This window comes from Pantoea sp. MBD-2R, assembly GCF_039134845.1.
In the GTDB taxonomy this organism is placed as follows: domain Bacteria; phylum Pseudomonadota; class Gammaproteobacteria; order Enterobacterales; family Enterobacteriaceae; genus Erwinia.
On sequence record NZ_CP152417.1, the window covers coordinates 1,170,190 to 1,195,071 of the forward strand.

24 protein-coding genes and 1 other RNA gene are annotated in these 24,882 nt (G+C 52.1%); 16 read left to right on the top strand and 9 right to left on the bottom strand.

Going from position 1 to position 24,882, the window contains the following annotated elements; genetic code table 11:
• Positions 1 to 187 precede the first annotated feature (187 nt).
• The 6 genes from clpX to AAGQ96_RS05375 all read left to right on the top strand — a co-directional run bounded on the left by clpX (position 188) and on the right by AAGQ96_RS05375 (position 7,572).
• Positions 188 to 1,462 carry an ATP-dependent protease ATP-binding subunit ClpX gene (clpX, locus tag AAGQ96_RS05350; RefSeq protein ID WP_342755020.1) on the top strand — a complete coding sequence of 425 codons (1,275 nt, stop codon included), beginning with the start codon at positions 188 to 190 and terminating at the stop codon, positions 1,460 to 1,462.
• Positions 1,463 to 1,653: 191 nt separating this feature from the next.
• Entirely contained in the window at positions 1,654 to 4,008 is a 2,355-nt protein-coding gene (gene lon, locus AAGQ96_RS05355; protein ID WP_147195804.1) for an endopeptidase La, read from the top strand.
• A 221-nt stretch (positions 4,009 to 4,229) separates the two neighbouring features.
• Positions 4,230 to 4,502 carry a nucleoid-associated protein HU-beta gene (hupB, locus tag AAGQ96_RS05360; protein WP_147195806.1) on the top strand — a complete coding sequence of 91 codons (273 nt, stop codon included), beginning with the start codon at positions 4,230 to 4,232 and terminating at the stop codon, positions 4,500 to 4,502.
• A 206-nt stretch (positions 4,503 to 4,708) separates the two neighbouring features.
• Positions 4,709 to 6,580 carry a peptidylprolyl isomerase gene (ppiD, locus tag AAGQ96_RS05365; protein WP_342755021.1) on the top strand — a complete coding sequence of 624 codons (1,872 nt, stop codon included), beginning with the start codon at positions 4,709 to 4,711 and terminating at the stop codon, positions 6,578 to 6,580.
• Positions 6,581 to 6,720: 140 nt separating this feature from the next.
• On the top strand, positions 6,721 to 7,062 hold the full coding sequence (locus AAGQ96_RS05370; RefSeq protein WP_254446310.1) for a helix-hairpin-helix domain-containing protein: 342 nt from the start codon (positions 6,721 to 6,723) through the stop codon (positions 7,060 to 7,062).
• A 108-nt stretch (positions 7,063 to 7,170) separates the two neighbouring features.
• Complete coding sequence (locus AAGQ96_RS05375; protein WP_342755022.1) at positions 7,171 to 7,572, top strand: YbgC/FadM family acyl-CoA thioesterase; 402 nt, start codon at positions 7,171 to 7,173, stop codon at positions 7,570 to 7,572.
• Here AAGQ96_RS05375 and queC read toward each other — a convergent pair.
• On the bottom strand, positions 7,564 to 8,259 hold the full coding sequence (gene queC / locus AAGQ96_RS05380) for a 7-cyano-7-deazaguanine synthase QueC (protein WP_147195812.1): 696 nt from the start codon (positions 8,257 to 8,259) through the stop codon (positions 7,564 to 7,566). The genes AAGQ96_RS05375 and queC overlap by 9 nt on opposite strands.
• A gap of 490 nt (positions 8,260 to 8,749) precedes the next feature.
• On the opposite strand from queC, the gene AAGQ96_RS05385 reads away from it, so the two are divergent.
• The 5 genes from AAGQ96_RS05385 to amtB all read left to right on the top strand — a co-directional run bounded on the left by AAGQ96_RS05385 (position 8,750) and on the right by amtB (position 14,658).
• Positions 8,750 to 9,151 carry an Lrp/AsnC family transcriptional regulator gene (locus AAGQ96_RS05385; RefSeq protein ID WP_342755023.1) on the top strand — a complete coding sequence of 134 codons (402 nt, stop codon included), beginning with the start codon at positions 8,750 to 8,752 and terminating at the stop codon, positions 9,149 to 9,151.
• Between the two features lie 47 nt (positions 9,152 to 9,198).
• Entirely contained in the window at positions 9,199 to 10,974 is a 1,776-nt protein-coding gene (locus AAGQ96_RS05390; protein ID WP_342755024.1) for a SmdA family multidrug ABC transporter permease/ATP-binding protein, read from the top strand.
• A complete protein-coding gene (locus AAGQ96_RS05395; RefSeq protein WP_342755025.1) occupies positions 10,961 to 12,730 on the top strand; it encodes a SmdB family multidrug efflux ABC transporter permease/ATP-binding protein in 1,770 nt (589 codons plus the stop codon). The genes AAGQ96_RS05390 and AAGQ96_RS05395 overlap by 14 nt, the downstream gene beginning before the upstream one ends.
• A 264-nt stretch (positions 12,731 to 12,994) precedes the next feature.
• Positions 12,995 to 13,333, top strand: coding sequence for a P-II family nitrogen regulator (gene glnK, locus AAGQ96_RS05400; RefSeq protein ID WP_007886947.1), 339 nt, complete (start codon positions 12,995 to 12,997; stop codon positions 13,331 to 13,333).
• Positions 13,334 to 13,368: 35 nt separating this feature from the next.
• A complete protein-coding gene (amtB, locus tag AAGQ96_RS05405) occupies positions 13,369 to 14,658 on the top strand; it encodes an ammonium transporter AmtB (protein ID WP_147195823.1) in 1,290 nt (429 codons plus the stop codon).
• Positions 14,659 to 14,723: 65 nt separating this feature from the next.
• Here the strand turns inward: amtB and tesB are convergent, their stop codons facing one another.
• A complete protein-coding gene (gene tesB / locus AAGQ96_RS05410; protein ID WP_147195825.1) occupies positions 14,724 to 15,581 on the bottom strand; it encodes an acyl-CoA thioesterase II in 858 nt (285 codons plus the stop codon).
• A 210-nt stretch (positions 15,582 to 15,791) separates the two neighbouring features.
• On the opposite strand from tesB, the gene AAGQ96_RS05415 reads away from it, so the two are divergent.
• Positions 15,792 to 16,349, top strand: a complete 558-nt coding sequence (locus AAGQ96_RS05415; RefSeq protein ID WP_147195826.1) for a YbaY family lipoprotein — start codon at positions 15,792 to 15,794, stop codon at positions 16,347 to 16,349.
• 40 nt (positions 16,350 to 16,389) lie between these two features.
• Here the strand turns inward: AAGQ96_RS05415 and AAGQ96_RS05420 are convergent, their stop codons facing one another.
• Positions 16,390 to 16,701, bottom strand: a complete 312-nt coding sequence (locus AAGQ96_RS05420) for an MGMT family protein (RefSeq protein WP_342755525.1) — start codon at positions 16,699 to 16,701, stop codon at positions 16,390 to 16,392.
• Between the two features lie 221 nt (positions 16,702 to 16,922).
• Between AAGQ96_RS05420 and ffs the strand changes: the two genes are divergently transcribed.
• An RNA gene (gene ffs / locus AAGQ96_RS05425) (signal recognition particle sRNA small type) lies at positions 16,923 to 17,019 on the top strand.
• 79 nt (positions 17,020 to 17,098) lie between these two features.
• Here ffs and AAGQ96_RS05430 read toward each other — a convergent pair.
• The 3 genes from AAGQ96_RS05430 to AAGQ96_RS05440 form a co-directional block, all read right to left on the bottom strand.
• A complete protein-coding gene (locus AAGQ96_RS05430) occupies positions 17,099 to 17,317 on the bottom strand; it encodes an HHA domain-containing protein (protein WP_147195830.1) in 219 nt (72 codons plus the stop codon).
• Positions 17,318 to 17,346: 29 nt separating this feature from the next.
• Positions 17,347 to 17,727 (bottom strand): Hha toxicity modulator TomB, encoded by a 381-nt coding sequence (gene tomB, locus AAGQ96_RS05435; protein ID WP_147195832.1) that lies wholly within the window; start codon positions 17,725 to 17,727, stop codon positions 17,347 to 17,349.
• A 143-nt stretch (positions 17,728 to 17,870) separates the two neighbouring features.
• Complete coding sequence (locus AAGQ96_RS05440) at positions 17,871 to 18,224, bottom strand: hypothetical protein (RefSeq protein WP_147195834.1); 354 nt, start codon at positions 18,222 to 18,224, stop codon at positions 17,871 to 17,873.
• A 415-nt stretch (positions 18,225 to 18,639) separates the two neighbouring features.
• Between AAGQ96_RS05440 and AAGQ96_RS05445 the strand changes: the two genes are divergently transcribed.
• The 3 genes from AAGQ96_RS05445 to AAGQ96_RS05455 are packed head-to-tail and all read left to right on the top strand — an operon-like array spanning position 18,640 to position 21,067.
• Positions 18,640 to 19,320 (top strand): ABC transporter ATP-binding protein, encoded by a 681-nt coding sequence (locus tag AAGQ96_RS05445; protein ID WP_342755026.1) that lies wholly within the window; start codon positions 18,640 to 18,642, stop codon positions 19,318 to 19,320.
• The gene (locus tag AAGQ96_RS05450) at positions 19,317 to 20,192 is read left to right on the top strand and encodes a metal ABC transporter permease (protein ID WP_342755027.1); all 876 of its coding nucleotides are present in this window, start codon (positions 19,317 to 19,319) and stop codon (positions 20,190 to 20,192) included. The genes AAGQ96_RS05445 and AAGQ96_RS05450 overlap by 4 nt, the downstream gene beginning before the upstream one ends.
• Complete coding sequence (locus tag AAGQ96_RS05455; RefSeq protein WP_342755028.1) at positions 20,189 to 21,067, top strand: zinc ABC transporter substrate-binding protein; 879 nt, start codon at positions 20,189 to 20,191, stop codon at positions 21,065 to 21,067. The genes AAGQ96_RS05450 and AAGQ96_RS05455 overlap by 4 nt, the downstream gene beginning before the upstream one ends.
• Before the next feature lie 57 nt (positions 21,068 to 21,124).
• Here AAGQ96_RS05455 and ykgO read toward each other — a convergent pair whose 3' ends face one another.
• The 3 genes from ykgO to AAGQ96_RS05470 all read right to left on the bottom strand — a co-directional run bounded on the left by ykgO (position 21,125) and on the right by AAGQ96_RS05470 (position 24,868).
• Positions 21,125 to 21,265: a type B 50S ribosomal protein L36 gene (ykgO, locus tag AAGQ96_RS05460; RefSeq protein WP_147195839.1), complete on the bottom strand. Its 141-nt coding sequence runs from the start codon at positions 21,263 to 21,265 to the stop codon at positions 21,125 to 21,127.
• A gap of 9 nt (positions 21,266 to 21,274) precedes the next feature.
• Positions 21,275 to 21,526 (bottom strand): type B 50S ribosomal protein L31, encoded by a 252-nt coding sequence (locus AAGQ96_RS05465; RefSeq protein WP_342755029.1) that lies wholly within the window; start codon positions 21,524 to 21,526, stop codon positions 21,275 to 21,277.
• Positions 21,527 to 21,718: 192 nt separating this feature from the next.
• Positions 21,719 to 24,868 carry an efflux RND transporter permease subunit gene (locus AAGQ96_RS05470; RefSeq protein ID WP_342755030.1) on the bottom strand — a complete coding sequence of 1,050 codons (3,150 nt, stop codon included), beginning with the start codon at positions 24,866 to 24,868 and terminating at the stop codon, positions 21,719 to 21,721.
• Positions 24,869 to 24,882: the final 14 nt, after the last annotated feature.

The following is a 24,882-nucleotide window of genomic DNA, read 5'->3' on the forward strand; positions in this document are numbered from 1 at the left end:
AAGAGGCCGCAATCGCTCCGCTGCCGTTTTATCGCTTTTGGCTGAGGATGCCCGGCCACCGTGCGCTGGCGGTCAGAACACTGTCCTTTCCGACTGACAAAATAGTGTCAAAATGGGCTATATTAGAATCTGTTCACTTAAATTAAGTCAGCCTGTAAAGGCCGTAGAAAAGGCATGAGGTTAACTGATGACAGACAAGCGCAAAGACGGTTCAGGGAAGCTGCTGTACTGCTCTTTTTGCGGCAAAAGCCAGCATGAAGTGCGTAAGCTGATTGCCGGCCCGTCAGTGTACATCTGCGATGAGTGCGTTGATTTATGTAACGACATCATCCGCGAAGAGATCAAAGAAGTGATGCCGCATCGTGAGCGCAGTTCGCTGCCGACGCCGCATGAAATCCGCGAGCATCTTGACGATTATGTTATCGGGCAGGAAAGAGCCAAAAAAGTGCTCTCGGTGGCGGTTTATAACCACTACAAGCGCCTGCGTAACGGCGACAGCAGCAACGGCGTGGAGCTGGGCAAAAGTAACATCCTGCTGATCGGTCCGACCGGTAGCGGTAAGACCCTGCTGGCAGAAACGCTGGCCCGCCTGCTGGACGTGCCGTTTACCATGGCCGATGCCACCACGCTGACCGAAGCCGGTTACGTGGGTGAAGATGTCGAAAACATCATTCAGAAGCTGCTGCAAAAATGTGATTATGACGTGCAGAAAGCGCAGCGCGGCATTGTCTATATTGATGAAATCGATAAGATTTCCCGCAAGTCAGATAACCCGTCTATCACCCGTGACGTGTCGGGCGAGGGCGTGCAGCAGGCGCTGCTGAAGCTGATTGAGGGCACGGTTGCCGCCGTTCCGCCGCAGGGCGGGCGTAAGCATCCGCAGCAGGAGTTTTTGCAGGTTGATACCTCAAAAATCCTCTTTATCTGCGGCGGTGCGTTTGCCGGTCTGGATAAGGTCATTTCGCAGCGCGTTGATTCCGGCAGCGGGATTGGCTTTGGCGCAACGGTAAAAGGCAAGGCGGAAAAAGCGACTGAAGGCGAGCTGCTGGCGCAGGTTGAGCCGTTCGATCTGATCAAGTTTGGTCTGATCCCGGAATTTATCGGCCGTCTGCCGGTGGTTGCCACGCTGACCGAGCTGAGCGAAGATGCGCTGATCCAGATCCTCAGAGAGCCGAAAAACGCGCTGACCAAACAGTATCAGGCGCTGTTTAATCTCGAAGGCGTGGAGCTGGAGTTCCGCGAAGAAGCGCTGAAGGCGATCGCCAAAAAAGCGATGTCCCGCAACACCGGCGCGCGCGGTCTGCGCTCAATTGTGGAGGCCGCCCTGCTGAACACCATGTACGATCTGCCTTCCATGGATGAAGTGGAAAAAGTGATCGTTGATGATGCGGTTATCGCTGGCCACGCCGAACCCGAGCTGGTCTTTCTCAGGCCTGAGGCTCAGCAGGCGTCTGGTGAATAAATAACCACACCATTCCAACTGTTTAGCGCCTGAAGGGGGAAATTTTTCCCCCTTTTGCATTTCTCGCTCACATAGCGTTGAATGTCCCGTATTCATCCCCATATACTCAACTACCTGTGGGTAAAACTGCACTTTAGTTGACTGTTGTGGTTCCCATCACCCTGGCGGAAATTAAACTAAGAGAGAGCTCTATGAATCCTGAGCGTTCTGAACGCATTGAAATCCCTGTGTTGCCGTTGCGTGACGTAGTGGTTTATCCGCACATGGTAATTCCGTTGTTTGTAGGTCGTGAGAAATCGATTCGCTGCCTTGAAGCCGCCATGGATCATGATAAAAAAATCATGTTGGTCGCTCAGAAAGAAGCTTCAACGGATGAACCTGGCATTAACGATCTCTTCTCTGTAGGGACCGTAGCCTCGATTCTGCAAATGCTTAAACTGCCTGACGGCACGGTAAAAGTGCTGGTAGAAGGTCTGCAACGTGCACATATCACTACGCTTGCGGATAATGGCGATCATTTTACCGCCCAGGCCGAATATCTGGCTTCGCCGGAAATTGACGAGCGCGAGCAGGAAGTGCTGGTGCGTACGGCGATTAATCAGTTTGAAGGCTATATCAAACTGAACAAAAAAATCCCGCCTGAGGTGCTGACGTCACTTAACAGCATTGAGGATGCGGCGCGCCTGGCGGATACCGTGGCTGCGCATATGCCGTTGAAACTGGCAGATAAGCAGTCCGTGTTGGAAATGTCAGACGTTAACGAGCGTCTGGAATATCTGATGGCGATGATGGAATCGGAAATTGACCTGTTGCAGGTTGAGAAACGCATTCGCAATCGCGTTAAAAAACAGATGGAAAAAAGCCAGCGCGAATATTATCTGAACGAGCAGATGAAGGCGATTCAGAAAGAATTGGGCGAAATGGACGACGCGCCTGATGAAAACGAAGCGCTGAAGCGTAAAATCGACGCGGCAAAAATGCCGAAAGAAGCGCGCGAAAAAACCGAAGCCGAACTGCAAAAACTGAAAATGATGTCGCCGATGTCAGCGGAAGCAACCGTGGTGCGTGGCTACATCGACTGGATGGTGCAGGTTCCGTGGAATGCCCGCAGCAAAGTGAAGAAAGACCTGGTGAAGGCGCAGGAAACGCTGGATACCGATCACTTCGGGCTTGAGCGCGTCAAAGACCGCATTCTGGAATATTTAGCCGTACAGAGCCGCGTGAGCAAAATCAAGGGGCCGATCCTGTGCCTGGTCGGGCCTCCAGGCGTAGGTAAAACCTCGCTGGGCCAGTCTATTGCTAAAGCTACCGGACGCAAATATGTCCGTATGGCGCTGGGTGGCGTACGTGATGAAGCGGAAATCCGCGGTCACCGTCGTACTTACATCGGTTCCATGCCGGGCAAGTTGATTCAGAAAATGGCAAAGGTGGGGGTCAAAAACCCGCTGTTCCTGCTGGATGAAATCGACAAAATGTCTTCGGATATGCGCGGCGATCCGGCCTCGGCGCTGCTTGAAGTGCTGGATCCGGAACAGAACATTGCCTTTAACGATCACTATCTGGAAGTGGATTACGATCTTTCCGACGTGATGTTCGTGGCAACGTCTAACTCGATGAACATCCCGGCGCCGTTACTGGACCGTATGGAAGTGATTCGTCTGTCAGGCTATACCGAAGATGAAAAACTCAATATTGCTAAACAGCATCTGCTGTCTAAACAAATTGAGCGTAATGCCCTGAAAGAAAGCGAGTTGACGGTTGATGACAGCGCTATTGTTAGCATCATTCGTTACTACACCCGCGAAGCCGGTGTACGTAGCCTTGAACGTGAACTGTCAAAACTCTGCCGTAAAGCGGTTAAAATGCTGCTGATGGACAAGAGCATTAAGCACATTGAAATTAACGCAGACAACCTGAAAGATTTCCTGGGCGTACAGCGTTATGACTACGGCCGTGCTGAAAGTGAAAACCGCGTAGGCCAGGTAACGGGTCTGGCATGGACCGAAGTTGGCGGTGACCTGCTGACTATCGAAACCGCCTGCGTGCCGGGTAAAGGTAAACTAACCTACACCGGCTCACTCGGTGAGGTGATGCAGGAATCTATCCAGGCCGCGTTGACCGTGGTGCGCGCACGTGCAGAGAAGCTGGGTATTAACGGCGACTTCTACGAAAAACGCGACATCCACGTTCACGTGCCGGAAGGCGCTACGCCGAAGGATGGCCCGAGTGCAGGTATTGCGATGTGTACCGCGCTGGTTTCGTGCCTGACCGGCAATCCGGTTCGTGCAGATGTAGCGATGACGGGTGAAATTACGCTGCGCGGTCAGGTTCTGCCAATCGGCGGCCTGAAAGAAAAACTGCTGGCGGCACACCGTGGTGGCATCAAAACGGTACTGATCCCGGATGAAAACAAGCGCGATCTGGAGGAAATTCCGGACAACGTGATCGCCGATCTGGATATTCATCCGGTGAAACGCATCGAGGAAGTGCTGACGCTGGCTCTGCAAAATGCCCCATACGGCATGCAGGTTGCCACCGCAAAATAGTGATGTAAGACAAAAACACCCTAAATCCAGAGCTGGCAGGCAAATTCGCACTTGCCAGCTTTTTTTTGTCCCGCTAATTTAGGGTGCTGTTAAGCCAGTGATGGTCAGAACAAGCTGAATGAGACTTCGGCTTAACCAGCAGAAGCTAAACTAGCGGATGCGTGCTCGTAGAGGGGCCACCAGCCCGGATGCGAAGTAAATAATAATGAGGGGATGATTGAGTGAATAAGTCACAGTTGATCGACAAAATCGCTGCTAACGCTGATATTTCTAAAGCAGCAGCGGGACGTGTGTTAGACGCTTTCATGGACTCCGTTTCTGACTCACTGAAAGCAGGTGATGAAGTAGCACTGGTTGGTTTTGGCACCTTCTCAGTACGTGAACGTTCTGAGCGTACCGGTCGTAATCCACAAACCGGGAAAGAAATTACGATTCCAGCGGGGAAAGTACCAGGCTTCCGTGCCGGTAAAGCGCTGAAAGACGCCGTTAATTAAGGGCGATCACAGCATTTTCTTCGGTGGAGTGAGGACTGTCCTGACGTTCTCATGTACCATACGGGCACATCTGGATTACGATGTGCCTTTTTTTATGCACCAATTAACACGAGCGGCCTGATACGCAGCAGCGTGGAGCGTCCCCAGGAAGCTGGGACGAACGCGCAAGGGTTTACATTCATACTACAGCGGAGTGTTGTCACACCATGATGGACAATTTACGCGCGGCGTCGAACCATGTCGTGCTCAAAATTATACTGGGTCTGATCATCCTGTCCTTTATTTTGACCGGGGTGGGCAACTACCTGATCGGCGGCAACGGTGATTACGCCGCTAAAGTAAACGGGCAGGAAATCAGTCGCGCACAGCTTGAAAGAGCTTTCAGTAATGAACGTTCACGCCAGCAGCAGATGCTGGGCGAACAGTTTTCTCAATTAGCCAGCAATCCTGCTTATATGCAGCAGATCCGTCAGCAGGCGCTGTCTCAGCTGGTTGATGAGCAGCTTCTGGATCAGTACGCAAAAGAGTTGAAGCTGGCTATCAGTGATGACCAGATCAAACAGGCAATTTTTAACCAGCCTGCATTCCAGACTAACGGCAAGTTTGATAACGCCAGATATCTGGCCATTATCAATAACATGGGCCTTTCTGCCGATCAGTATGCGCAGGCGCTGCGTAAACAGCTGACCACGCAACAGCTAATTGCTGCCGTTACCGGCACCGATTATATGCTGCCGGGTGAGACAGAGTCGCTGGCCGCGCTGGTGTCGCAGGAACGTCTGGTACGTGAAGCGACGATCAACGTTGCGGCGTTGGCAGCAAAACAGACCGTTAGCGACGAAGACGTTAAAAACTACTACGAGCAGAATAAAAACAACTTTATGGCACCGGAGCAGTTCCGCGTCAGCTATATCAAGCTGGATGCGGCGGCAATGCAAAAAAGCGCCAGCGAGAGCGATATTCAAAGTTGGTACGATCAGCATCAGGCTGATTACACTCAGCCACAGCGTAGCCGCTTCAGCATCATTCAAACGAAAACCGAAGCCGATGCGCAGTCGGTACTGGATGCGCTGAAAAAAGGCGGTGACTTTGCCGCGCTGGCAAAAGAGAAATCAACCGATCCAATCTCTGCCCGTAACGGGGGTGATATGGGCTGGCTGGAGCCGGCGACCACGCCGGATGAGCTGAAAAACGCCAACCTGAAGCAAAAAGGCGAACTTTCTGGCGTGATCCCTTCTTCCGTTGGCTTCATTGTTGCCCGACTTGATGACGTTCAGGCTCAGCAGGTTAAGCCGCTGTCTGCGGTGCATGACGACATTGCCGCGAAGGTTAAGCAGGAGCAGGCGCTGGATGCTTATTATAAGCTGCAGCAAAAAGTCAGTGATGCGGCAAGTAATGACAATGAGTCACTCGCTACGGCCGAAGAAGTGGCTGGCGTCAAAGCCGTGGAGACAGGCTGGTTCAGCCATGATACGCCCCCAGCCGAGCTGAATTTCAAGCCGGTTGAACAGGCGATCTTCAATGGCGGTCTGGTCGGTGAAGACGGCGCGCCGGGCAGTAACTCAGACATTATTACCGTAGACGGCGATCGTGCCTTTGTGCTGCGCATTAGCGGTCATAAACCTGAAGCGGTGAAACCACTGGCTGAAGTCAAAGCGCAGATCGAAGCGTCGCTGAAGACCGAAAAAGCGCAGAGCGCCGCAAAAGCTCAGGCAGAAAAACTGCTGGTCGATTTGAAAGCAGGCAAAGGTGCAGAGGCGATGAAAGCGGCGGGGCTGAGCTTCAGCGATGCTAAAACGCTGACCCGCAATGGCCAGGACGCACTGACGCAGTCTGCCTTCACCATGGCGCTGCCAGCGAAAGACAAACCGTCTTACGGTGTCAGTGAAGATGGTCAGGGCAATGTGGTCGTGCTGGCGCTTGAGCAGGTTCGCAGCGGCACCATGCCGGAAGCGCAGAAGAAAGCCATGATTCAGGGTATCACGCAGAATAATGCGCAGATTGCCTTTGAAGCCTTGCTCAGTAATCTGCGTAAAGAAGGCAAAATCAAATACGGTGCAGCGGCACAGGCCCAATAAGCCTCGCAAAAAAAACTGCAACGTTTTGCAATAACAAAGGCCGCTTATGCGGCCTTTTCCATTTCTGGTTTCTGCTGTTTGTCCCGATGCCGCGGTGGGGGTAGGCTGACCGTGCTGTCAAACACATGGAGGAAAGCAGCATGCAAAACAGGTTACTCACCGCGCTATGCTTTACGTTACTCACCGGGGCAATGGTGCCGTCAGTTACTGCGCAATCCGTTACGGCTACCGAGCCAGCAACCAGCGTGACCGGGCAAAAGGCCACTGAACAGCCGACATCAGCGGATGAACTTGTCAGTATCAATCAGGCAACGGCGGAACAACTGAGTGCAGTGATGAACGGCGTTGGGCTGAAAAAAGCGCAGGCTATTATCAACTACCGTGAACAGTACGGGCCTTTTACCCAGTTGGATCAGCTGAAAGAGGTTCCCGGCATGGGAAATGCGTTGGTAGAGCGTAATGTCTCACGGCTTAAATTGTGATCTTTCTCGCGACTAACACGCTGCACGCTGCCGGATAGGCGGGACGGCTGCTAAGGTGATAGAGGTCATACCAGTTGGTGTGGCCTCTTTTTTTCAGAGGAGTGCGTGATGCAAACCATGATCAAAGTCCGCGGCTATCATCTTGATGTCTATCAGCATGTCAACAATGCACGCTATCTGGAATTTCTTGAAGAAGCCCGCTGGGCATGGCTTGAAAGGCTGGAGTCCTTTCAGTGGCTGAATGAGAATCAGCTCGCTTTTGTGGTGGTCAACATCAACATCAACTATCGTCGCGCGGCACGGATGGGCGATCTGCTGCAAATTCACAGTCAGCTGCTTCAACTGGGAGAGAAGAGCGGGGTGATTGGACAAACGGTGACGCTGGCTCCCGGCGGAGATGCGGTTGCCGACGCCACGCTAACCTTTGTCTGCATCGATCTGCGCACGCAAAAAGCGCAGCCGATGACAGGAGAGCTAAAACAGCGAATGGAGGAGATGCTGTCAGCGTAAGCCGGTTTTACGCTGCATTTCTTGCATAACGGCAGCGCTATTTATCTGGTAATCACGCAGGCCATTCGCTCGCAGATGACAGGCGGCGCACTCGCCACAGCCGTCGCCCTTGATGCCGTTGTAGCAGGTCAGCGTGTCGTTACGTACTAATGATAGCTGCTGCCAGTAGTCGGCGAGCGCCCAGGTTTCGGCCTTGTTCAGCCACATCAGCGGTGTTTCAAAGCGTACCGGACGAGCAGTGCCCAGTTCGATGGCATGATTGAGTGCCTTTACGAATTCGTCGCGGCAGTCCGGGTAGCCCGAAAAGTCGGTTTCGCAAACACCGGTAATCACTGCTTCAGCGTCGACCTGGTAGGCATAAATTGAAGCGAGGGTTAGAAATAAAATATTGCGTCCCGGCACAAAAGTACTTGGGAGGCCGCTGGCTTCAGGATCGTAAGCCGGAACGGGGATGCTGTCGCGCGTCAGGCTGCTAACGGCCAGCTCGTTGAGCAACGTAACATCCAGAACTTTATGCGCACGGGCACCCAAAGAGCGCGACAGCTGTTCGGCAATATCAATTTCCGCGCGGTGACGCTGGCCGTAATCAAACGTGATGCAATGCACCTCGTCATACTGCTTTAATGCCTGAATCAGGCAGGTTGTTGAATCCTGGCCGCCGCTGAAAACGACTACTGCACGTTTCATTCTTTATACCTTATTTGACTGTTGCGCCGTATGGTACTGCCTGCCGGGCAAGAAGGGTAGCCCAGCTATTGGAACGGCGGATATAAACCCTGACAGAGGTTAGACCAATATTTTCTGCCAGCACGCCAGATCGTCAATATTTTCTGTAACTCAGGCGCGATGATAATAAGTGTCGGGATAGCGCTACCGGTTGAGACACCCACTTTGCCAGAGAGCCATCCTCAACAAAATGACCGAGGCCACCCTGAAAAGCGAGCTGCTCGCTCTTTCGTCTGGCAGTCGAAAAGGCATAACAGCAATAAACGGCAATCCCAGCAGCGGCTCATGTTTCCTTCCATTAAATATTTGAAAATGGTAAGGCATAAACAGGAAAAAAGGTTTGCTCATTTACCTGTAAAATCGCACCTTAAGAGAGAATCATTCTCCTGAAGAGCCCTGTGACAGATAAAACTGACCTAAGCTGCTGGCTCTTTTGCAACTGGACTGTACGTTGTCTCTTCAGGCACTGGCGGATGCCGTTCATTTAACCACCACGCCGTGCTGGAAACGCTTGAAAAGACGGGAAGAGGAAGGCTATATTCGCGCCCGTGATGCGTTACTGGACGCGGAAAAACTGGCGTTGCCGCTAACTGCGTTTATGCTAATCAAGGCCCAGCAGCATAACAGCAGCGGGTATCAGCAGTTTGTTGCGATCGTTCATGCAATGCCAGAAGTTATGGGATGTTATCGCATGGTCGGAGAATATGATTATCTTCTGCGGATCGGGGTTGCCGATATGAAAAGCTACGACGCCTTCTCTAAGCGTTTAGTGAATGCCATTCTAGGTTTACTGGACGTTACGTCGAGCTTTGCTATGGAAGAGATAAAATACACAACGGCGCTGCCGTTATAGAGCCTGTTTGTGTCAACCTCGCTCAATCTTAACCAGGACGTTTTACTGTGCGACTGTTTAGTCAATTAAGCTGGTTTTTTCTACGTGAATGGCGGCGCTATCTTGGGGCCGTTTTCCTGCTGGTGGTCATCGCGCTTTTGCAGCTGTTACCGCCCAAAATCGTCGGCACTATTGTCGATGGGATTTCTCACCAGCATATGAGTGCCTCGCGGCTGCTGATGTGGGTTGGCGTTATGCTGATCACTGCGGTGGTGGTCTATCTGCTGCGCTACGTCTGGCGAGTGCTGCTTTTTGGCGCATCTTATCAGCTGGCCGTTGAGCTTCGTCAGGATTTTTACCGTCAGCTAAGCCGCCAGCATCCGGAATTTTATTTGCGTCACCGGACGGGGGATCTGATCGCCCGTGCCACCAATGACGTGGATCGCGTCGTTTTTGCCGCGGGGGAAGGCGTACTGACCCTGGTCGATTCGCTGGTAATGGGGCTGGCTGTTCTGATTGTGATGAGTACACAAATAAGCTGGCAACTCACGCTGCTGGCGCTGCTGCCGATGCCGGTAATGGCCATAGTGATTAAACGCTATGGCGATCAGCTGCACGATCGCTTCAAGCATGCTCAGGCGGCTTTTTCCTCCCTGAACGATCAAACTCAGGAAAGCCTGACCAGCATCAGGATGATTAAGGCTTTTGGATTAGAGGATCATCAGTCCAGTCAGTTTGCGGGTATCGCTCGTGAAACCGGCCAGAAAAATCTCCGCGTCGCGCGGGTGGACGCGCGCTTCGACCCCACGATTTATATCGCTATCGGCATGTCGAATCTGCTGGCGATTGGCGGTGGAAGCTGGCTGGTCTGGCACAATGAGATGACGCTGGGTCAGTTGACCAGCTTCGTCATGTATTTAGGACTGATGATTTGGCCAATGCTTGCGCTGGCATGGATGTTTAATATTGTCGAACGAGGCAGCGCGGCATGGAGTCGTATCCGCTCGCTGCTGTCGGAGTCACCCGCTGTGGCAGACGGCACGAAAACGCTGCCGGAAGATCGTGGGCAGTTACAAATCGCGATCCGTGAGTTTTGCTATCCAGGCGCGCAGCAGCCTTCGCTGCACCATGTCAATGTTAACCTTAAGCCCGGGCAGATGCTGGGACTGTGTGGTCCGACAGGCTCGGGGAAAAGTACCTTGCTCAGTCTGATCCAGCGTCATTTTGATATCGCGCAGGGGGATATTCGCTATCACGGCATTCCTCTTCCTCAGCTGCGGCTTGACAGCTGGCGTAGCCGACTGGCCGTGGTCAGCCAGACACCGTTTTTATTCTCTGACACCATCGCCAATAATATCGCGCTTGGAAGACCGACGGCCTCGCAACAGGATATTGAGCAGGCGGCCAAACTGGCGAACGTCCATGACGATATTTTGCGCCTGCCGCAAGGCTATGACACCGAAGTGGGAGAACGCGGCGTCATGCTTTCTGGCGGGCAAAAACAGCGTATCTCTATTGCCCGGGCGCTGTTGCTCAATGCTGAAATTCTGATCCTTGATGATGCGCTTTCTGCGGTCGATGGGCGCACCGAACATCAAATCCTGCATAACTTACGCAAATGGGGAGCGGGCAGAACGATTATTATCAGCGCTCACCGGCTGTCGGCGTTGACGGAAGCCAGTGAAATCCTTGTGATGCAAAGCGGCACCGTCGCCCAGCGTGGGCAACATACTCTCCTGGCCGGGCAAAGCGGCTGGTATCAGGATATGTATCGTTATCAGCAGCTTGAAGCCGCGCTGGACGAGGACGAAATCGAGAAAGGTGTCCCTCATGGCGAATCTTAATCAACTCTGGCCAACGCTGAAACGTTTGCTGAGCTATGGCTCACCCTGGCGGAAATCGCTGGGTCTGGCGGTATTGCTGCTGTGGATTGCGGCGGCCGCTGAGGTTCTGGGGCCGGTGTTGGTCAGCTACTTTATTGATAACATGGTCGCGAAACACACGATGCCGATTGGGCTGGTTACCGGTCTGGCCGTGAGCTTTATCCTGTTACAGATTCTGGCTGCCGGGTTGCACTACTGGCAGGCACTCCTGTTTAACGAGGCCGCGGTAGGCGTCGTCCAGCGCTTGCGTACGGATGTGATGGATGCCGCGTTACGCCAGCCTCTTAGCGCCTTCGATACTCAGCCGGTAGGCCAAATTATCTCGCGCGTGACTAACGATACGGAAGTTGTTCGCGATCTCTATGTGACCGTCGTGGCGACGGTTTTACGCAGTGCCGCACTTGTTGGGGCCATGCTGGTGGCCATGTTTAGCCTGGACTGGCGCATGGCGCTGGTCGCAATCACTATTTTCCCTGCCGTCTTAACCGTAATGCTGATCTATCAGCGTTACAGCACGCCGATTGTGCGTCGCGTCCGGGGCTACCTGGCCGACATTAACAATGGTTTTAATGAAGTGATTAACGGCATGAGCGTGATCCAACAGTTCCGCCAGCAGGCGCGCTTTGGGGAGCGAATGGGGGAGGCGAGCCGTTCGCACTACCTGGCGCGAATGGAAACGCTGCGGCTGGATGGCTTTTTATTGCGGCCGCTGCTCAGCCTGTTTTCGGCAATGATCCTTTGTGGATTAATGATGCTGTTTGGCTTTTCCGCGAACGGAAGCTTTGAAGTTGGCGTGCTCTACGCATTTATTAATTATCTTGGCCGCCTTAATGAGCCGCTGATCGAATTAACCACGCAGCAGTCGATGTTACAGCAGGCCGTTGTAGCAGGTGAGCGTATTTTTGAGCTCATGGATGCGCCTCGTCAGCACTACGGTCGCGACAATAAGCCGCTGGCGTCCGGGCAGATTGAGATTGAAAATTTGAGCTTTGCCTATCGCGACGATCGCAATGTGCTTAGCGATATCAATCTGCACGTGCCTTCCCGCAGCTTCGTGGCGCTGGTTGGACATACCGGCAGCGGGAAAAGTACGCTGGCCAATCTGATGATGGGTTACTATCCGATCAATCAAGGCGAAATTCGTCTGGATGGCCGGCCGCTCTCTTCGCTCAGTCACGGCGTGTTAAGGCAGGGTGTGGCGATGGTGCAGCAGGATCCGGTGGTACTGGCCGATACCTTTTTTGCCAACATTACCTTAGGCCGCGATATCAGCGAAGAGGCGGTATGGCAGGCTCTGGAAACGGTACAGCTTGCCGGGCTGGCGCGCAGTTTATCCGATGGGATCTATACCCGGCTGGGCGAGCAGGGGAATAACCTTTCGGTCGGACAGAAGCAGCTTCTGGCAATGGCCAGGGTACTGGTTGCCTCACCTCAGATCCTCATCCTGGATGAAGCAACGGCGAACATCGATTCCGGTACGGAACAGGCGATTCAGAAAGCGCTACAGGTCGTTCGCAAAAAAACCACGCTGGTGGTGATCGCACACAGACTGTCTACAATTACCGAGGCCGACACCATTCTGGTGCTGCATCGGGGGCAGGCCGTTGAGCAAGGGCATCATCGCGAGCTGCTGGAAAAACAAGGCCGCTACTGGCAAATGTACCAGTTACAGCTGGCTGGAGAGGAGCTTGAAGCGCCTGAAAGCGTAACAATGTAGCCGTTTCGCTGCACCACGATCAGGCGATAAATTCACCTTACTTGGCGAAATGCACACTTCTGACGCAGAGTGCACCTGAATGGTGCACTTTCCTCAGATTGGCTTTAGCGGCTTCGTTACGCTAAACCCAGCCTGGCCCGTGCGTACGCAATATCCGCCCCTCTCATCTTCTGAATATCTTCTTTTTTTATTTGTGGCACAGCCTTTGCTTTGATCAGTCCGTGTGGGGTGAAACAACCGTTTTCGTTACCTGGAGGGGATCGTATGAAGCTGGTTACTGTGGTAATCAAACCGTTCAAATTAGAAGACGTGCGTGAAGCACTGTCTTCAATCGGCATTCAGGGATTGACCGTAACCGAAGTTAAAGGTTTTGGTCGCCAGAAAGGGCATGCAGAACTTTATCGCGGGGCTGAATACAGCGTGAACTTCCTGCCGAAGGTAAAAATAGACATTGCGATTGCAGACGACCAGCTGGATGAAGTGGTTGATGTGATCAGTAAAGCCGCCTACACCGGCAAAATTGGTGACGGGAAAATTTTTGTTGCAGAACTGCAACGGGTTATCCGTATTCGCACCGGCGAAACTGACGAAGCAGCGCTGTAATCTCAGGGCTAAGAACTGTGATGGGATGGAATAAAATGAATAAAAAATTAGCTACGTTCGGTCTCGCGGGCCTGGCACTGTTACCTTCGCTGGCGATGGCGGCAGCGCCAGCAGTGGCAGATAAAGCGGACAACGCTTTTATGATGATTTGCACCGCGCTGGTGCTGTTTATGACACTACCCGGCATTGCCTTATTCTACGGCGGATTAATCCGCGCTAAAAACGTGCTTTCTCTGATGACTCAGGTTTCCGTCACCTTCGCGCTGGTTTGCGTATTATGGATGGTATACGGCTATTCACTGGCGTTTAGCGAAGGTAACGCTTTCTTTGGCGGCTTTAGCATGGTGATGCTAAAAAATATTCAGCTTACGGCGCTGGTCGGCTCGTTCTATCAGTATATTCACGTCGCGTTCCAGGCCTCTTTTGCCTGTATTACCGTTGGCCTGATTGTTGGTGCGATCGCTGAACGTATCCGTTTTTCTGCGGTGCTGATCTTTGTCGCAATCTGGCTGACGTTCTCTTATCTGCCTATTGCTCATATGGTGTGGTCAGGCGGCCTGCTTGCTCAGGACGGTGCGCTGGACTTTGCGGGTGGCACGGTAGTGCATATCAATGCGGCCGTCGCGGGGCTGGTTGGTGCTTACCTGGTTGGCAAACGTGCCGGTTTTGGTAAAGAAGCCTTTAAACCTCATAACCTGCCGATGGTCTTTACCGGCACCGCAATCCTTTACGTTGGCTGGTTCGGCTTTAATGCGGGCTCTGCCAGCGCGGCAAATGAAATTGCAGGCCTGGCCTTTATTAACACCGTTATGGCTACCGCAGGAGCCATGCTCAGCTGGACCTTCGGTGAATGGGCACTGCGCGGTAAACCGTCTCTGCTGGGCGTCTGTTCCGGCGTGATTGCCGGTCTGGTCGCTATCACCCCAGCCTGTGGTTATGTTGGCGTGGGTGGGGCATTAATCATCGGTATCGTTGGTGGTTTGGCCGGTCTTTGGGGCGTAACGACGCTGAAAAAATGGCTGCGTGTTGACGATCCTTGTGACGTATTCGGCGTGCACGGCGTATGCGGTATCGTTGGCTGTATCCTGACTGGCGTTTTTGCCTCGCCTTCCCTGGGCGGGGTGGGTTATGCCGAGGGTGTCTCTATGGGACATCAGGTATGGGTTCAGTTGCTGAGCGTCGGCGTGACCATTGTCTGGACGGGCGTGGTAGCCTTTATCGCCTTCAAGGTAGCGGATATGACTGTCGGACTGCGTGTTCCTGAAGACCAGGAGCGTGAAGGTCTTGATGTTAACAGCCATGGCGAAAATGCTTACAACCAGTAATCCGTCACTAAATTAACGGATAAAAACGGCTCCCTCGGGAGCCGTTTTTCGTTAAACAGCCAATTTTACCGCACGCGCATTACGCCTTCCTGCACTGTAGACGCAACCAGGATCCCATCCTGCGTATAAAATTCTCCGCGGACAAACCCTCTGGCACCCGAGGCTGAGGTGCTCTCAACGCTATACAATAGCCAGTCATTCAGATTAAAAGCGCGATGGAACCACATTGAATGATCGATAGTGGCCACCTGCATACCCGGCTCAAGAAAACCTTTGCCATGAGGTTGCAGCGCAACAGGCAGAAAATTGAAATCGGAAGCGTAGCCCAGCAGATATTGATGGATCCTTTTATCGTCAGGCAGCGGGCCATTCGCCCGCAGCCAGACATGACGTACAGGCTCATCAACATGTCCTTTCAGAGGATTATGAAATTTCACCGGACGAATATCGAAAGGCTTTTCCGACAAAAACTTTTCCCGCGCTTTTTCAGGAATGAAATGGGAAAGCTGTTTGGCAATTTCGCCTTCTGCGGGGAGATTGTCCGGCCCGGCGACCTGCGGCATCGGTTTTTGATGTTCGAAGCCCGTTTCCGGTGCCTGAAAAGAGGCGGTCATATAAAAAATAGGCTGTCCGTTCTGGATGGCACTGACGCGACGGGCGCTGAAGCTTTGTCCATCACGTAGCGTTTCCACATCATAAATAATCGCTTTCTGGCTATCGCCAGGGCGCAAAAAGTAGCTGTGGAATGAGTGGATAATGCGTTCAGCCGGTACCATCTGCTTCGCAGCATAGAGCGCCTGTCCTACTACCTGACCACCAAAAACCTGACGCAGGCCCAAATCTTCACTTTGGCCGCGAAACAGGCCTTCTTCCAGCTTTTCCAGATTCAACAGCGTTAACAGGTCATGCAGTGCCTGGCTCATTACGGCATCCTCAATAGTCGGTTCACATTCAGTTTGCGAATACAACCGGTTGCCGTCAACGGGCGAAGCGGGTTTCTTTAAAGGATTGCCCAGCTTCCAGGCAAATATCAGTAACCTGTGCCAGAATTAAGGCCTGTGGGACAGGGAAACTCTGTCTCTTATGGTTTGGTAAAAATGACTTTTTGCATTGATCATAAGGAGAATAAATCAATGAAACTCTGGCCTGTACTGACCGGTGCCGCTCTGGCGGTGACACTCTCTGGATGTGCTGACAAGGGAGGGTATGTGCCAACGGCAACGCTGGCTTCGCAGGTGGCGGGACAACAGTCGACAATCCGACAGCCTAACGTCAGTGGTTCGATTTATATTCGACAGAATGTCTCTTTGCCGCCGGATTCATCTCTGACCGTGACCCTGTCTGATGCTTCAGTTTCAGATGCGCCATCGAAAGTGCTTTCACAACGGGTGGTGCTGACCGATGGTAAACAGGCGCCATTTAAATTTATTCTGCCTTTCAATCCAGCGGATATTCAGCCGAATGCCAGAATTCTGCTTAGCGCGGCAGTTATCGTAGACCATAAAGTTGTCCTTATTACTGACAATGTTAAAACGGTCATCAACAGCGGCGGGACCAAACAGGATCTGACCCTGGTACCCGTTCCCTCCAGAGCGCTGCCAACGCAGGCTAAGCCGGCAACCACGCTGCCGTCAACGTCACCGACTCAGGTAAGCCCTTCATCCTCTGTGCCTGCGCCAACGTCTCTGTAAAAACTGCCCCGGTAAACATAGCCGCCCCGGTTGGGGCGGTTTATTGCACCCAGCGATAACGGCCTAAAGCAATTTTCCCCTCAGGACTGACTTCAATTCCCTCTGCCAGCAAGGCCTGGCGCTGACGATCGAGATCGGTGCCCGTTAACGAAATTTCCCCCAGACGGTTGATGACGCGATACCACGGAAGCCTGCTCCCTTCAGGCAGGCGTTTTAATACTCCTCCTACCTGGCGTGCGGCACGAGGCGAACCCGCCAGCCGGGCGATTTCGCCATAAGTGGTGACTTTACCAAAGGGGATTGCTGCAACAATGTGATAAATACGCTGCTGAAAAGTATCATTTTCCATTATCAATTCTCCTTCACTACTTCCGGCAACAGAAAATACTGTCCAGAGCGGAAGGGCTGACAGGTAATTTTCAGACCGGTAAAAAGCATAAAATGTGGGCGGAGTGCGCTGAAATCGACGGGATCGAACAAGAAATCAACGGTTGCCAGAGGTGGGGTTGCAATTGCCGGGGGCTTCATTGATAATGCCCTCGCTCCATAACATGGAGCCGTCAATGGGGGCCCGGTTGGTTCTCCCGCAACGCTAACTTGTGAACTCGGTCAGATCCGGAAGGAAGCAGCCGCAGCAGGTGACGCGTGTGCCGGGATGTAGCTGGCAGGGCCCCCACCCAATTTCCCTTCGGAAAACCCTACCTTTCTCATCCTTATTACTGTACTGCTTACTCTGCCTTATTTCCCGATTAGCGAACAAATTTCCAAACGGCGACCGGTACTTTGTCGTAAAGCTTATTCATCGTCAGTTCAGCAAGACGATGGTCAGCAGCGGAATAGAACACTGCCAGTTCATTATCGGATAATTCGTATTTATTTTTCTCGATTACACGTTCGAGGGTGTCGATAGACCGACACCGTCTTAAACGCATCAGATAATCAGTTTTAGTCAGGAGTTTATCTGTCATTGTTAAGCCGTTGAAAATATAAAGGGTTACTAAAACGAATGGCTCGCCTGAGCAGTGACGAAAGCGCATTCCTCTACAAAAATGTTGAACAGCCGCTTCGCTGATTTTTGCCATCGTTTGAGATCTTGAACATTAATGCCGTAATTACTGAAAAGCATAAACGTATCGTCAAGATATTCATCTATCTGGCTAATCAGATCGCTATCTTCGATATGCTTGATTTTGTAATTCATGGTAAAAGCAGCAATATGCTCAATCAAGTCGTTAAGCTGCAAATTTATTGCTGAAGTAGGATCGTTAACCCAACCGTGATGGCTGTCACCCAAGGTGGCAAGACTTTCATCATACAGGTTTTCACACAAAAATTTAAGCTGGGCGATATCATGCCTTTTTGGTGAGTATTCGTCCATCTTTTTCCCCTCCATAGCGAGTGAAAAATGCCGTTAACGCAGGCTTTAGCGAGCGATTTGCCAGGAAGCGATTTTGGATATCTTACTCGTAATCTAAATAAATATAACCTGGTTAACTCTATTTTGGAGGCTATTACCCAAAATTACAATTCATCGGCAACGGAAGCGGGTTCCGTATCGATAAAATCAAAAACAAGTGCATCGGGCTGCCATTCAAAATTTACCGTTTGGATTGTTAACTGTTCACTATCAATATCAAGACAAGGGTTAAACACCCGCCAGCAAAAGCTGTAATTCATCTTATAACGCGAATGTTCTACATATTCTATAGAAATAATTTTTGTGCTGTCGGGAACATATTGCGCATTTTGTGAATACCACTGCAATGATCCGGTCAGCTCATCTTCTATTTTGGGAATAATCCGCTGAATAAATTGTTGTAGTTCAGCCGCATTTACTTCACGGAACCCGTCGCTGAAAGGAATACGTTTGCGCATTTTTTCTCCACAGAGTTAATAAATGCTAATACAGATAATTGTTCTCAATGGCGGAATAATCAAGGTCGTATAAAAAAATATTAACTATCATGATGATTTGACTGTTAATTATTTTAGTCGGTAAAACGGCTTTCTGCGATAGAAAAACGAAAGAAGTTATAGATTTTTTTATATAACCCTGACGGGTATTCAATAATTTTCTGGAAATAATTAGATACACTTTGCGCCAGCAAAACAAGATGCTCTCAGTGTATGGTATTGTTATGTTATAACATACAGGTATGGCGGTTATGTATTTATCAGGGGCATTTGTTCTGCGCGGCACGCTTTTAACTCAACCGGCATGGGTGCGATTCGCGCTCGCTGCCTTTCTTGCAGGCTCATTGGTAGCCATCACCTGTTGGGCAATCTTCTAATGATTAACATGACCAATCTTGTGGTGGGGTATCAGGGAAAGCGTGTCACGCCCAACATCAACGGCACCTTTCTGCCTGGCACAATGACTGCACTGACCGGAGCGAATGGGGCAGGTAAATCAACCCTGCTGAAAACGCTGGCGGGATTGCTTCCCGCCGTTAGCGGACATTTCGAGTTACCTCAGAGATGCAACATGGCATGGCTGCCTCAGCAATCAGAAATCGAGAAAAGTTTCCCCATCAGCGTCGTTGACCTGGTGGCGATGGGATGTTGGAAACAGTGCGGCTGGTTTGGGACAATCGATCGCAGCATGCGGCAAAAAATCATGACGGCTCTGGAAAAAGTGGGCATGCGTGATTTTGCGACCGCGCAACCTGCGACACTCTCCGGTGGCCAGCTGCAACGGGTACTCTTTGCCCGACTCCTGGTTCAGGAGGCACGGTTGCTGCTGCTTGATGAGCCTTTTACCGGAATCGACAGCCAGACAATTGAGCTGCTGCTGGCATTACTGGCAGAAAGACACCGGGCAGGCTGTACCCTGATTGTGGTGCTGCATGACAGGGCCCTGGTTGGAAAATACTTTCCACAAACATTGCAATTGCTGACAGATCGGGCCGAATGGAGCAGCGCGCCTGCTGAGGTAATGTCCGCCAGTTTCGGCCATGAGAAGCAGGCATGATGATCCTCTCGCTTATCCATCCTTTTATTGAGTTTGGCTTTATGCGCCGTGCGCTGGTTGCTTGCGTTGCGCTTTCGCTTAGCGCCACGCCGTTAGGTCTCTTTTTGCTGTTACGCAGACTGAGCCTGGTCGGGGATGCGCTTTCTCATGCGGTGTTGCCGGGAGCGGCTATCGGCTATCTGATATCTGGTTTGTCGCTGGTTGCCATGGGCGTTGGCGGGGTCATTGCGGGGTTGTCGGTTGCGCTGCTCTCAGATGCAGTCAGCCGCTATACGCCCTTACGTGAAGATGCCAGTTTCGCGGGATTTTATCTCGGCTCGCTGGCGCTAGGCGTGACGCTGGTATCACTGCGCGGTTCCAGCGTAGATCTGCTGCATGTGCTATTTGGTTCACTGCTCGCGGTAGATAATCCCTCAATCCTGTTGGTCAGTACGATTGCCGCTGTTTCGTTACTGACGCTGGCCCTGATTTATCGTCCGCTGGTAATCGATGCTTTCGATCCTACTTTTTTACGTGCGCAAAGCCGTTGGGCCGCACCACGGGTTCACGGTATTTTCCTGATTCTGGTGGTGACTAATTTGGTAGCGGGTTTTCAGGTGCTCGGTACGCTGATGTGTGTGGGGCTAATGATGTTGCCTGCCGCCGCCGCGCGATTCTGGCGGCAGGAACTTCCGGGCATGATGGTTTGTGCCATGATCCTCGCTTTACTTGCCAGCTTTATCGGCCTGACCGCTTCATTTTATCTTGCGCTGCCCGCCGGCCCTGCCGTGGTACTCAGCGCCGCAATACTCTTTTTTATTTCGATTTTGCTCGGGCCATGCGGGGGCCTTTTACGCATGCGCCTTTTTATTATTGGTAAGGAGAAAGTATGAAGAAGTTACCTGTTGCGCTGGCCGTCGCTGCGATGTTTATTGCGCCGCTGGCGATGGCAAAAACGGTAGACGCAGTCGCCAGTTTTTCAGTTTTAGCGGATATCGTGACTCAGGTGGGGGGGGAACATGTGCAGGTTAAAAGCCTGGTAGGGCCGAATGGCGATCCTCACAGCTTTGAGCCGACGCCACAGGATAGCCAGGCGCTGGCGAAGGCTGATGTGGTATTTGTCAGCGGACTGGGGCTGGAAGGATGGATGGATCGTCTGATTTCCGCTTCAGACTATAAGGGCAAGGTGATTGTCGCTTCTCAAGGCGTTGCAACCCGCACTCTGGAAGAGGAAGGAAAAACCATTACCGATCCACACGCCTGGAACAGCATGAAAAATGGGGTGATTTACGCGACTAACGTTATGAACGCGCTGATTGCGGCCGATCCGCAGGATGCCAGCGACTTCCGTCAGCGTGGTACTGAATACATTAATCAGTTGCAAAAGCTGGACGGCTGGGCAGCAGCCAGCTTCGCCGCAATCCCTGCGACAAAACGTAAAGTCCTGACCAGTCATGATGCTTTTGGCTATTTTGGCCAACGCTATAGCGTTAGTTTTATGTCGCCGGTTGGTTTTTCAACCGAGTCGGAAGCGAGCGCTGCTAACGTGGCTGGTTTAATTACTCAGCTGAGAAAAGAGCATATTGGCCGCTACTTTATTGAGAATCAGACCGACCCACGGCTGGTGAAACAAATTGCTAATGCAACGGGTGCCCGGCCCGGCGGCGAACTTTATCCTGAAGCATTAACGAAAAAGGGCGGCGAAGCGGATACCTACCAGGCAGCGTTTAAGCATAACGTCAACGTGATGCTGGCCAGCATGAAATAACACTGAGCATTAACCGTGGGGAAAACAACAAGGGCCGCATGATGCGGCCCTTATTGTTTAGCGCTTTTTCTTCCTGCCCTGTACGGCCTTAAAGCGCGGATTGCTTTTACAGATAACAAAAACGCGGCCGTGGCGACGCACAACTTTGCAATCCTGATGACGTTTTTTGGCTGAAGCCAGCGAACTCAATACCTGCATACTGCCTCCTTATTTTTTGAAGAAATGACCAAAACGCTGGTTGAAGCGATGCGCACTGCCTTCTTTCGCAAACTCTTTCTGTTTACCGGTGTAGTACGGGTGCGAAGCAGATGAAACATCGAGAGGGATGTAGGGCAGCGTTTTGCCATCCAGCTCGACGGTGCGATCGGTTTTGATGGTAGAACCGACGATAAAGTAAGTGTCAGCGCTGGTATCGTGGAAAGCCACGGTACGGTAAACCGGATGAATATTTTCTTTCATAAATCCTCTTTGCTGATTCGTATGTTATAACATAACATTATTATGCCCACCACAGGCTGGAATTGCAACAGGGTGAGTCTGTTGCTAAAGCAATGCGTCAGCAGAGAGGAAAGGGGGAAAACCGGTCTGTAGGGAGAAGAAAGGCAAAAAAAAAGAGGCCGCAATTGCGGCCTCTTGAGGTATCACCCAAATTTAATGGTGAGATTCGTTTGTCGTTGAAGGCTCAAGCTCTTCTTTATTCTTACCGAAGCGGCGGCGTACCACCACAAAGAATACCGGTACAAAGAAGATAGCCAGAATGGTGGCTGTTACCATGCCGCCCATCACGCCGGTACCTACTGCGTTCTGCGCGCCAGAACCTGCACCGGTACTGATTGCCAACGGCAGTACGCCGAGGATAAAGGCCAGTGAGGTCATCAGAATTGGACGCAAACGCATGCGAACCGCTTCCAGGGTGGCTTCCACCAGGCCTTTGCCTTCTTTTTCCATCAGGTCTTTGGCGAATTCTACGATTAAGATCGCATTCTTCGCCGACAGCCCAATGGTTGTCAGCAGGCCTACCACGAAGTAAACGTCATTACTCAGTCCACGTATCGTAGTAAACAGCAGCGCACCTATGACCCCAAGCGGAACCACCAGCATAACTGAGAAAGGAATAGACCAGCTCTCGTACAGCGCCGCCAGACAGAGGAACACCACAATCAGCGAGATGGCATAAAGTGCTGGTGCCTGGTTACCTGAGAGGCGTTCCTGATAGGACATTCCAGTCCACTCATAACCAATCCCCTGTGGCAGTTTTCCAGCCAGCTCTTCCATCAGGTTCATCGCATCGCCTGAGCTTTTACCCGGTGCAGCCTGTCCTAAAATTTCCATGGACGGCAGGCCGTTATAGCGCTCAAGACGTGGCGAACCATACTGCCATCTTGCGCTGGCGAAGGCGGAGAACGGCACCATTTCACCGTTTGTTGCGCGCACGTACCATTTATTAATGTCGTCCGGCAACATACGGGAATCAGCCTGGCCCATGACGTAAACTTTCTTCACACGACCGCGATCGATAAAGTCATTAACGTAAGAGCCGCCCCAGGATGCACCCAGCGTTGTATTGATATCAGAGATAGAGACGCCAAGCGCTTCGGCCTTCTCCTGATCGATAGTCAGCTTGTACTGCGGCGTATCTTCCATGCCGTTTGGACGCAGGCCAACGATGGTATCAGAATGCTCCGCAGCCATGCCAAGCAGCTGATTACGCGCCTTGGTCAACGCGTCATGCCCAAGGTTAGCCTGATCGATCAGCTCAAAGTCGAAGCCGGTAGCGTTACCCAGTTCGATAATTGCCGGCAGGTTGAACGGAATAACCATGGCATCTTTGATCGCACCAAACGCCTGCATGGCACGACCGGCAATCCCTTCAACCTTGTTTTCCGAGCCGCTACGTTCTTCCCACGGCTTAAGGCTGACGAAGGCGATACCGGTGTTCTGTCCACGACCCGCAAAGCCAAAGCCGTTAACCGTAAACACGGAACGCACGTTGTCTTTTTCTTTGGTCAGGAAGTAATCCGTTACCTGGTCGAGCACCTTCTGCGTACGGCCCTGCGTTGCGCCAGCCGGCAGCTGAGCCTGAGCCAGCAGCAGACCCTGATCTTCTTCCGGCAGGAAGGAGCTTGGCAGCTTCACGAACATGTACGCCATACCAACCACGATCACCAGGTAAATCAGCAAGTAACGGCCGGTGCTGCGAATGATGTGGCCAACGCTGTCGGTGTAGTGATGAGTGCTTTTTTCAAACAGGCGGTTAAACCAGCCAAAGAAACCGGTGGTTTTACCGTGATCGCCTTTCTTGATTGGCTTCAGCATCGTGGCACAGAGCGCCGGCGTCAGAATCAACGCGACGATCACTGACAGCACCATGGCTGAAACAATGGTGATGGAGAACTGGCGGTAGATCACACCGGTTGAGCCACCAAAGAAGGCCATCGGGATAAATACGGCTGACAGCACCAGGGCAATCCCCACCAGCGCGCCCTGAATCTGCCCCATCGACTTGCGGGTAGCTTCTTTTGGCGGCAGGCCTTCATCGGCCATCACGCGCTCGACGTTTTCCACCACCACGATCGCATCATCAACCAGCAAGCCTATCGCCAGCACCATCCCGAACATCGTCAGCGTGTTTATCGAATAACCAAACGCGCTGATAATGCCGAAAGTCCCTAACAGAACTACGGGCACCGCAATCGTCGGGATCAGGGTGGCGCGGAAGTTCTGCAGGAACAAATACATGACGATGAACACCAGCACAATCGCTTCGACCAGGGTCTTAACCACTTCCTGAATGGAGATCTTAACGAACGGCGTGGTGTCGTACGGATAAACCACTTTCAGACCGGCCGGAAAGAACGGTTCCAGTTTACCCAGCTCCGCTTTTACCGCGGCTGCCGTATCCAGTGCGTTAGCACCGGTCGCCAGCTTGATACCGATACCGGAGGCAGGTTTACCGTTATAGCGAGCAACGATCTCGTAGTTTTCACCGCCAAGCTCGATCTTCGCCACGTCTTTCAACAGCACGCGCGAACCGTCTGAGTTAACTTTCAGCAGAATTTTGCCAAACTCATCCGTTGAGGTCAGACGCGTCTGAGCAATGATAGAGGCGTTAAGCTGCTGGCCTGGGATCGGCGGGGAGCCCCCTAACTGACCGGCTGCAACCTGGGCGTTCTGCGCGGTGATCGCGCTGATAACGTCAACCGGCGTCAGCTGATAGTTATTCAGCTTGTGCGGATCCATCCAGATACGCATTGCATATTGCGCACCGAATATCTGAGTATCACCTACGCCGAGGGTACGGCTGATAGGATCTTTGATATTCGACGCCACATAGTCCGCAATGTCGTTTTGCGTCATGGTGCCGTCATCGCTAACGAAACCGGCCACCATCAGGAAGCTGCTGGAGGATTTTTGAACCTGAATCCCCTGCTGTTGTACTTCCTGCGGCAGCAACGGCGTTGCCAGCTGCAGTTTGTTCTGCACCTGAACCTGCGCGATATCCGGATCGGTACCCGACTGGAAAGTCAGCGTTAGCTGTAAGGTGCCGGATGAATCGCTGTTTGATGACATATACATCAGGCCATCAATACCGTTCATGTTTTGCTCAATAACCTGGGTTACGGAGTCCTGCAGCGTTTTTGCATCGGCGCCTGGATAGGTAGCGCGAATCTGTACGGCCGGTGGCGCAACATTAGGATATTGCTCAATCGGCAGTTTTAGAATCGACAGCACGCCCACCAGCATAATAATGATGGCGATAACCCACGCAAAGATGGGGCGATCGATAAAGAACTTAGCCATGGATCAACGGCTCC